The following is a 9,517-nucleotide window of genomic DNA, read 5'->3' on the forward strand; positions in this document are numbered from 1 at the left end:
GGGTCACCTCCCACAGGAAGGTGACCCGCCGTCGTCGTTGCCGTGAGGGACTAACTCACCAGCAGAAGCGTCACGCGGTGACGGAGGTCCCGGCCGAGCCGAGGTCCTTGCAGGCCTGGACCACGCGGGCGGCCATGCCGGTCTCAGCGGAAGCGCCCCAGACGCGGGGGTCGTAGAGCTTCTTGTTGCCGATTTCGCCGTCAATCTTCAGCACGCCGTCGTAGTTGGAGAGCATGTGACCGGCCACGGGGCGGGTGAAGGCGTACTGGGTGTCCGTGTCCACGTTCATCTTGATCACACCGTAGGAAACGGCGTCAGCGATCTCCTGCTCGGTGGAGCCGGAGCCGCCGTGGAAGACCAGGTCGAACGGACGGTCCTTGCCGTACTTGGCGCCGACCTCGTCCTGGATCTGCTTGAGCAGCTCCGGACGCAGCTTGACGTTGCCCGGCTTGTAGACGCCGTGCACGTTGCCGAAGGTCAGAGCGGTGATGTAACGGCCCTTCTCACCCAGGCCCAGGGCCTCAACGGTCTTGATGCCGTCTTCCGTGGTGGTGTAGAGGGTGTCGTTGATCTCGCCGACCACGCCGTCCTCTTCACCGCCGACAGCACCGATCTCAACTTCCAGCACGATCTTGGCCTTGCCGGTGCGCTCAATCAGCTCGGCGCCGATCTTGAGGTTCTCGTCCAGGTCAATGGCGGAGCCGTCCCACATGTGGGACTGGAAGATGGGGTCCTCGCCGCGGGCCACAGCCGCCTCGGACTCGGCCAGCAGCGGCAGCACAAAGCCTTCCAGCTTGTCCTGGGGGCAGTGGTCCGTGTGCAGGGCAATGTTGACGTCGTAGTTCTTGGCCACCTCACGGGCGAAAGCAGCCATGGCCAGGGATCCGCGGACCATGTCCTTGACGGAGGAGCCGGACCAGTAGGCAGCGCCACCGGTGGAAGCCTGGATGATGCCGTCAGAGCCGGCCTCAGCAAAACCACGGATGGCTGCGTTCAGGGTCTGGGAGGAGGTGACGTTGATCGCCGGGTAGGCGAAACCCTTCTCCTTGGCCCGGTCGAGCATCTCGTTGTAGACCTCAGGGGTTGCGATGGGCATGCTGGCTCCTTCTTCGTCGAGTGCCTTGGGCTGCCACCGGCCACGTGTGCACGGCGGCACTGCTGCCCAGTCTACTGGCCCGTTGTGGGCAACGTCAGGGTGATGCCATCAGGTGCCGTGAGGTCCTGACTCGTGAGATCACCGGTTGCTGCTGAGATGACCCCCAACTGGGTGTCATCTCAGCAGCAAGTGGTGATCTCAGCGGTGGAGACGACGTCAGCCCCGGCGCAGGACCAACCCGTGGTGGGCATGCAGCACGTGTTTTCGTGCCACAGGCTCACCGGAGGCGTCCACCATGCCGCGGGGAACCTTGATCTTGCGGCGCATCCGCCGATCCTTGGCCAGGTTGGCGGCGGCAAAACCGTGTTTGAACTCCCGCGTCCAGGTGTCCCCCACCTGTTGCGGCGGCCCCAACGGGGAGCCCAGCTGGAAGTCCAGCTCCGGCACGTACTGCAGCTGGGAGTAGTCATCATGGCCCGTTGCCGAATAGGCCCCGGAACCATCACCGAAGATCCAGAAGGCGGCCAGTCCGTACAGAAAATTGGGGTGGTCATCCGAACCGTGGGTGGGCACCCGCAGGATGGAAATGCCCGGCCCGGCGGCCTGCCCGAGTTGCTGATGTGCCGTGTAGGGCTCGAACAGCTCATCAGGATTCCAGCCCAGCCACACCTCCTCGAACCCGCCACCCCACTGCGCGTGAGTGTCCCACCGGCCGGGTTCGCGCCGCGATTCCGCAATGTTGGGGACCAGGATCTTGCCCCGCTCCCGTAACGCAGCCCCCGCGGCAGCCACCAACTCACCCAGCGCCGCCCGCAATTCAGACATGGAATCCAACCCGGTCAGAGGAAGGTTCAGCCCGTAATAGTCGTCAAAGACGTCGTTGTCCGCCATGACCCCGTCAAACGGCGAATCAGCCAGTTCGGCAGACACGTTGGCCACCCACCGTTGCCGGTAGGCCGGGTCCCAGACCCGCATCTGCCAGTGCCGCGGGTAACGCTCCCACTCAATGCGGCTGCCGTCCAGGCGAGTGGCGAACCAGTCCCCACCCTCCCGTTCGGCCTCCGTAGAACTGACTCCGGAGGTGAACACCGGACCAGGTTCGTAATCCCTGGTGGAGGACAGGCACTTGTAACAGAGCACCGTCATGTCCGGGCGTCGGCGTTTGAGCTCGGCGGCGGCCTCCACTTCCCAGGGCTGCAGAATCGCAGCCCGGTAGTGCTCCACCGCAAAGTCGATCTCATGCGCCTGAATCGGGTCTTTGTACCGGATCCACGCCCCCACCCCACTCATGAATCACTCCTCACGCACGGTGCCGGGGCGACCCCGGGCGTGCGTGCTCAGCATCCAGCTCCAGCCACTGGTCTCCTTCATGGATGGGCTCGACCTCAGGCATGGAGGCGGCAGCCTTGCGTGCCTGCTCCACACCGGTGGCGGTCGTGGACTCCACCTGATCCGGGGAGACCACCATGAGGGACTCCGTGATCGGATCCATGCGGCGGTGGGCCACCTCGGAGGCGCCCTCGTAGCGCACGTTGCGCTCACCGGCGGTGTCACCGAGCATGCGGTAGAGCTGGTTGTAGTTGGCCATGACCTCGTGCAGCTGGAAGAAGTTCTGCACGCGCTCGCGGGAGTTGACCGAATAGGTCTTGTAGAGCTCCGGGTTGGAAACCACGCGGTGGATGCCTTCAGCCATCATCTGGATGTCACCGGCCACCACCAGTTCACCGCAGGCCTCATACACGCGGCCATCACCGGTGGTGAGGTCATCGTGGATCAGCTGCTTCATGCCGCCAACGTCCGTGCCCACGGTGGGGATGCCCGCGGCCATGGCCTCCAGGACCACGATCGGCTGCCCTCGTTGTAGGACGGCAGCACCAACAGGTCGTACTCGTGCAGGTGTTCGCGGACGTTCACGGTGCCGTGAATGGTGACCATGTCCTCCAGCTGCAACGCAGCGATCTTCTCCACGCAGGCCTGGTGGTACCCGGGATCGTGTTCGGTGGGGCCCAGCACGTTCAGGTGCACGTTGGGGTAGCCCATCTCCCGCAGCATGGCCATGGATTCCAGAAGATCCAGCAGTCCCTTGATGGGCACCAGACGCGCAATGTAAACCAGGCTCCAGCGGTGCTCCTTGGGGTTGGCAAAGATCGACTCCATGGCCTCCGCCCGGGCACGGTAGGGACGGTCGAACTCCTCGATCACCATGCCGTTGGGAACCACCACGGACTTGTCCACGTCCGTGCCCAGGGAGGCGGCCTCCGCAATGGCGGACGGGTACAAGTAGGTGATGACCTGCGCGGACGGGTAGCAGAAGTGGCCCATTTCCGTCCACCATGCCATCCAGGCCCGCTCCTCCGCGGTGACGTCGAACTCCCTGTAGTCGTGGGAGGTCAGCGGCAAGGCCATGTTGCGCCCCAGCAGGGTGTTCACGGTGTCACGCACGTAGAGGTTGTGCTCGGTCAGCAGGAAGGAGGTGTCGTGCTCACGGGCGGCCGCAGCAGACATCAGGGATGCGTACCCGGTGGTGTGCGCGTGGTAGACCTTGGCCCGCGGCATGGTCTCCGCCAGCACGGCGTGCCCCAGGGAGAAGAAGTTGCGCAGCGTCCAGAAAGCCTCGGACAGGGACAGCCCCAGCTCCGGCAGGTGCCGGCCCACGCCCATCATGAATTCACGCGATCCCAGCAGGGCCCACAGCGGGTACCGGCGGGTGGATTCCAGGACACCCTCGTCCAGCAACTCCCACAGGGCATCCACTTCACGCTTGGACGGATCCTGGTTGGCCAGGACCTTCAGCGCATTGAAGAGTCGGTCGGTCAGCTCACGACGCTCCCGCGAGGTCATGTTCAGGTCCGCCACACGGGCTGAGCTGAAGTCGTGGCGATGCTCCTCCATGGACAGGTAGACCATGCGCACCCACTTGACGTTGCCCGGCATGCCGTAGAGATCCTCGTGCGGCGCCTTGGAATCCCACGCGATGTGAATGATGCCGAACTCCACGTCCGGGTTCTCCACCACGATGTCATGCACCACCGCAGACACCCCACCCTTGAGGTAGGGGTAGGTGGACTCCATCACGATGGCGACGTCCACCTCCGGGTAGTCACCGTTGTAGGCGATCTGCGCAGCGTTGAGTTCGGTGCTGGTCTGGCTGGTCTTCTTGAACTGCTGGGTGAACTTGTCCAGGAACTTCATGATGCAATCCGTTTCAGAGTCAAAACTTCTTGGGGGTTCGCCAACCTCAGCCCTGCACAGGGGAGGTGAGGCGGGAAGGTGAGCGGGGCGTCGTCGTCGTGGGATTGCATGAACACCCACGACGACGAACGGGGCTCACCACGTGACGGCGTGACGCCAGAAGAGCGTGTACTCCGGCTGGGACCAGGCGCGCTTGTAGAGCCACCAGGCCACGGCCACCAGGGCCAGGTCACCGGTGACGATGATCAAGTAGGCGCCCACGCTCGGCACCAGGGCGAATGCTGCGATCATCACGATCAGGTGCGCGGCGGCCAGCCACTGGGAGAGGTGACGTTCGCCGATGTAGTCCAGCTCGTAGCTGAGCATGGTGAGCATCATGAAGGCCCAGGAGGCCAGCGCGATCCCCACGGCCAGACCGGCCTGTTCCGGGACCAGAACCTCAAGGACCAACGAGCAGGCCAGGGTGAGCAACATGCCCAGGGCGCCGGTTCGCAGCACGGAGCGGTCAATCACACGGGAGAGTTCGGCGGAGGTGTTGACCAGGTCCTTGATGGGCTCACCCTGGATGGCGGTGTGCAAGCCACGGATGTTGTTGTCCACCGCCGGAGCCAGGTTCACAAAGTAGAAGTTGTAAGCCAGCACGGCCGGCAGCATGGCCATGAAGACCACAATCACCTGGAACTGACCGTCCGTGACCATGAACAGGATGAACTTGTCCCCCCACAGAACGGAACCCAGCAGCAGGCCGCGCAGCAGATCCTTGGCCACATCACGGTGCGGGAGGCGGATCAGTGCGGTGACGTGACGCAGGTGGCCCCGGATGAAGAACAGCTGGGTCAGCGTGGCAGCAACGGGTGGCAGCCAGACCCAGGTGGGAGCCACGGCCAGCGCTGCGGCGTAGGCGATCCAGGCAACGGCCCAGTGGCCCCGGCGCTCACCGATGTTGGCGATCACCAAGGACTGGACAAACACCAGGTGCAGCACGCACAGCAGGGCGTAGAGCCCCATGGCCTGCGCGGACCAACCGCTGACCAGCCACAACGGCAGGGCAAACACGGCCACCAAGGGGAGGGCCTGGACCAGCATGGGCACCCAGCCCTGAACAAAGCGGGGGACGATCTGGGACATGTCCTTGTCGCCCATGAGCTGCGCCAGACCGCGATAAGCCGGCATGCAAGCAGCCTGAGCCAACCACGGGGTGGTGATGGAGCTGGCCAGCACAATGTAGGTCAGGGTCACTCCCCCGACTTCCTGGTTGTTGATGGCCGGGGTGACCAGGGGGAACACCAGGTTCAACAGAACCAGCGGGGAGAGGTAGAGGGCCAAGGCAATGCCCTGCCCCAAGGTGCCGCGGGTGTCAGAGCTACCCGTGACGGCCGCGTTGAGCCGCTTGTTCGGCATGAGCAGCACGGTGATCACACCGATCACCACGCCGGCCACGATCAACAGACCGCTTTCAGTGGCGGGCACAACCCCCACCAGAGCCGGCACGGCCAGTGTTGCCACCAGCACTGCGGCAATCAGCGACGCTCGACGGCGACTGTAGGTGTCCTGCAGGACAGCAGCAAAAGAGCCCATGAATCCATCTCCCCAAAGGATGATCTGCGACGCCCCGGAAGTCCCCAACCCGGCCCCCGCCGGATTCGAACTTGGCTGCGGATCAGAAACCGCGTGCCTGGATGCGCCCGAACTTGATGGCTTCAATGTGCTTCCGGGCGTTCACAATTGCACTACTGCTGCAACGTGATTCAGGTCTAAAAACCTACTCATGAGTAGTAATGCATTGTTTGCCCATGTCAGAACTAGTTTGTTGATGCGGAGGTGGGTAAGGTCACGCCGGGCAACGCTGGTCACACCGTGGCAACCGTGCAGCATGACGGCAGGTCAGGCCCATGTTTCCTATGTGAGATCACCGTTTGCTGCTGAGATGACACACAACTGCAGGTGACCTCAGCAGCAAGTGGTGATCTCAGGGGGTGGGAGTCTGCCCGAAAACGTGGCGGCGGATCCACGCGTGCATGGTCACGGCCGCTGCAGCACCCGCGTTGATGGAACGTGTGGAACCGAACTGGCTGATTTCCAGCACAGCATCAGCGCGCTCCGTGACCTCGGCAGAGAGCCCGGGGCCTTCCTGGCCGAACACCAGCACACACTTCTCCGGGAGCTCGAAAGTCTCGATCGGCACCGAGCCCTCCACGTTGTCCACGGCCAGCACGGCGAACCCCTCACCCCGGGCCCAGTCCAGGAACTGCGCCACTGAAGCGTGGTGGTGAACGCTCAAATACCGATCCGTGACCATGGCACCCCGCCGATTCCAACGACGACGACCGACCACGTGCACCCCGCCCGCATTGAACGCGTTGGCGGTACGGACCACGGAGCCGATGTTGAAATCGTGCTCCCAGTTCTCAATGGCCACGTGGAAGGCATGCCTGCGCGAATCCAGCTCGGCAACGATTGCCTCCAGGCGCCAGTACCGGAACTCGTCTTCCACGTTGCGGCGATCGCCGTCGCGCAGAAGCTCCGGATCCCAGTGGTTGCCCTCCGGCAAGGGCCCCTCCCAGGGACCAACCCCCACCTCCGGGCGCTCGGTCGACGCACCAGGATCTGCCACCGGCTCAGTCAAGACCGAGTTCGTCCTTGCCGTAGGCGTACAGGCAGGGCACTCCCGCGGTTTCCTCGATGCGTTCCTTGGCCCCGGTGGCGCGGTCCACGATGATGGCCACGGCCACCACGTTGGCACCGGCCTTCTTCAAGGCCTCAACAGCAGTCAGCGCAGATCCCCCGGTGGTTGAGGTGTCCTCGACCACCACCACGTTGCGCCCCTCAACCGCCGGGCCTTCCACCTGGCGTCCCATGCCGTAGGACTTCTGCGCCTTGCGCACCACAAAGGTATCCACGGCGCGCCCCTGGTCTCCGGCGGTGCGCATGATGGCGTGACCCACGGGATCAGCCCCCATGGTCAGCCCGCCTGCAGCGTCAAAATTCACACCGGCATCATCCAGCATGCCCAGCATCACCTGCCCCACCAGCCGGGAGGCTTCATGGTGGAGGGTCACGCGGCGCAGATCCACGTAGTAGTCGGCCTCGATCCCGGATGCCAACGTGACCTTGCCGCGGACCACGGCCAGCTCCACGATCAGTTCACGCAATCGCTCACGGGCGGTGTCCAGGTCAGGGGCGTTCAGCTCGGTGCTCATGGACACCATCCTATGTGCGCCACTTCAGGCGAAGGCGCTGTGGCCCGTGAGCTCCCGGCCCAGGATCAGGGCCTGGACGGATTCAGTGCCTTCGTAGGTGTGGATGGCCTCCACGTCCAGCAGGTGACGGATCACGTGGTTCTCCAGCAACATGCCGTTGCCGGCCAGCATGTCCCGGGCAAGGGATGCGATCCGCCGGGCAGCACGCGTGTTGTGGTACTTGACCAGGGAAGCCTGCTGGGGACGCAAGGTGCCCGCAGCCTGCAGCTCCGTGGCCCGTGCACACTGCAGCTGCATGTTGGTCAACTCCTCCAGCATCTGCACCAGACGTTCTTGGACCATCTGCTTGGTGGCCAGCGGCTGCCCGAACTGGGTGCGACGCTTGGAGTAGTTCAAGGCCGCATCAAACATGGCCAGTCCGTGGCCCAGCGCGGACCATCCCACGCTCAGGCGGGTTTCGGACAGGACCTTGGAGACGTCTTTGAATGACGTGACACCGGGTAACTGCGCATCAGCAGGCACCCTGACGTTCTCCAGGGTGATGTCCGCCTGGTGGATGGCCCGGATGCCGCCCTTGCCGGCGATGGGCACACCTGTGTACCCGGGGGTCTCCTGGTCCACAATGAAGCCCTTGACCTGGTTGTCCTCCGGGTTCCTTGCCCACACGATGGTGATGCCACCGGAGGCGCCGTTGCCGATCCATCGCTTGTTCCCGTTGATCACCCACTCCTCCCCGTCGCGCACCGCGGTGGTTTCCAGGGACACGGAGTCGGAGCCGTGATCCGGCTCCGTCAGCGCAAAAGAGCCCAGCACCTCTGCTGTGGCGATGGGCAACAGCCACTTCTCCCGTTGCTGCTCGCTGGCAAAAAACGCCAGCGAGCGCAGCACCAGTCCACCTTGGACTGCTGCGGCCGCTCCCATGGAGCCATCCGCCCGGGAGATCTCCATGGTCACCAAACCTGCTGCCAGAGGGGACATGGGTTCCAGGCCCGGGATGTCCAGGCCGTCGGTCAGCAGCCTCAGCTCACCCATCCGTTTGACCAGATGCAATGGGTATTCGGCCTTGTCCCAGGCCTGACCGATCACCGGAATGACTTCCTCCGCGTACTGCTTGGCCCGGTCCCAGTGGGCGCGGTCATCTGCATCAACGTCACTGAAAACATCCAGAAAATCAGTGCCCAGGTATTCACCCAGTCGGTAGTCCTGCGGTGCACCCACAGTGGTCTCCTTCTCCTGCGGGGTTCCCCGCGGCGTCGTCGTTGGTAATGTGGTCCTGTGTTCAGCGCGGGGGCATCCGCAGCGCACCGTCCATGCGGATGGTTTCGCCGTTGAGGTAGTCGTGCTCCACGATCATCTGCACCAGCTGCGCGTATTCCTCCGGTCTTGCCAGGCGCTTGGGGAACTGGACGTTGGCTTCCAGTTCCTTCCGGAACTCCGGGGTGATCCCGGCCATCATGGGGGTCTCCACGATGCCGGGGGCAATGGTGCACACCCGGATCCCCACCCCTGCCAGATCCCTGGCGGCAGCAATGGTCATGGAGTACACCCCACCTTTGGAGGCCGCGTAAGCCGCCTGCCCCACTTGGCCTTCAAAGGCCGCAACGGAGGCGGTGTTCACGACGACGCCGCGCGCCCCGCCCTCCAGGGGAACGTTGTGCGCCATGACCGCCGCAGCGCGTGCCAGAACGGTGAAGGTGCCGATCAGATTGACCTCTATCACGGTGCGGAACAGACCCAGGTCATGTGGGCCCTTTTTGCCCACGATCCGCGCCACCGGGGCAATGCCTGCGCAGTTGACCACGGTCCGCACAGGGGCCAGCGCCTGGGCGGTTTCCACAGCGGCGTCAACGGCGGCTCCGTCCGTGACGTCGGCAGCCACCAGGGTCACGCCATCAGGAACAGAACCAGCTTGTTGCGCCCTGGTGATGCCGGAGTCCAGGTCCACGCCCACCACGTGCACTCCTTGGGCGGCCAGTGAGGCTGCCACAGCAGACCCCAAGCCGGAGGCCGCACCGGTCACCAGCGCACT

At 64.2% G+C, this 9,517-nt stretch carries 7 protein-coding genes and 1 pseudogene; all 8 read right to left on the reverse strand.

The features are described 5' to 3' along the window. Positions 1 to 70 precede the first annotated feature (70 nt). A complete protein-coding gene (fbaA, locus tag L979_RS13605; protein ID WP_047692767.1) occupies positions 71 to 1,096 on the reverse strand; it encodes a class II fructose-bisphosphate aldolase in 1,026 nt (341 codons plus the stop codon). Positions 1,097 to 1,312: 216 nt separating this feature from the next. Continuing rightward, positions 1,313 to 2,386, reverse strand: coding sequence for a putative glycoside hydrolase (locus tag L979_RS13610; RefSeq protein WP_047692769.1), 1,074 nt, complete (start codon positions 2,384 to 2,386; stop codon positions 1,313 to 1,315). 10 nt (positions 2,387 to 2,396) lie between these two features. Beyond that, positions 2,397 to 4,288 (reverse strand): annotated as a pseudogene (gene pelF, locus L979_RS13615) (GT4 family glycosyltransferase PelF). A gap of 135 nt (positions 4,289 to 4,423) precedes the next feature. Beyond that, entirely contained in the window at positions 4,424 to 5,866 is a 1,443-nt protein-coding gene (locus L979_RS16055) for a hypothetical protein (protein WP_047692771.1), read from the reverse strand. A gap of 391 nt (positions 5,867 to 6,257) precedes the next feature. Then, positions 6,258 to 6,914, reverse strand: a complete 657-nt coding sequence (locus L979_RS13625) for an RNA methyltransferase (protein ID WP_047692773.1) — start codon at positions 6,912 to 6,914, stop codon at positions 6,258 to 6,260. Then, positions 6,907 to 7,488, reverse strand: coding sequence for an orotate phosphoribosyltransferase (gene pyrE / locus L979_RS13630; protein ID WP_081994554.1), 582 nt, complete (start codon positions 7,486 to 7,488; stop codon positions 6,907 to 6,909). The genes L979_RS13625 and pyrE overlap by 8 nt, the downstream gene beginning before the upstream one ends. A 24-nt stretch (positions 7,489 to 7,512) precedes the next feature. After that, positions 7,513 to 8,706, reverse strand: a complete 1,194-nt coding sequence (locus L979_RS13635; RefSeq protein ID WP_052209910.1) for an acyl-CoA dehydrogenase family protein — start codon at positions 8,704 to 8,706, stop codon at positions 7,513 to 7,515. 61 nt (positions 8,707 to 8,767) lie between these two features. Beyond that, the coding region (locus L979_RS13640) for an SDR family NAD(P)-dependent oxidoreductase (RefSeq protein WP_081994556.1) at positions 8,768 to 9,517 on the reverse strand (750 nt) is incomplete at its 5' end.

Source organism: Kocuria sp. ZOR0020, from assembly GCF_000800955.1.
In the GTDB taxonomy this organism is placed as follows: Bacteria; Actinomycetota; Actinomycetes; order Actinomycetales; family Micrococcaceae; genus Kocuria; species Kocuria subflava.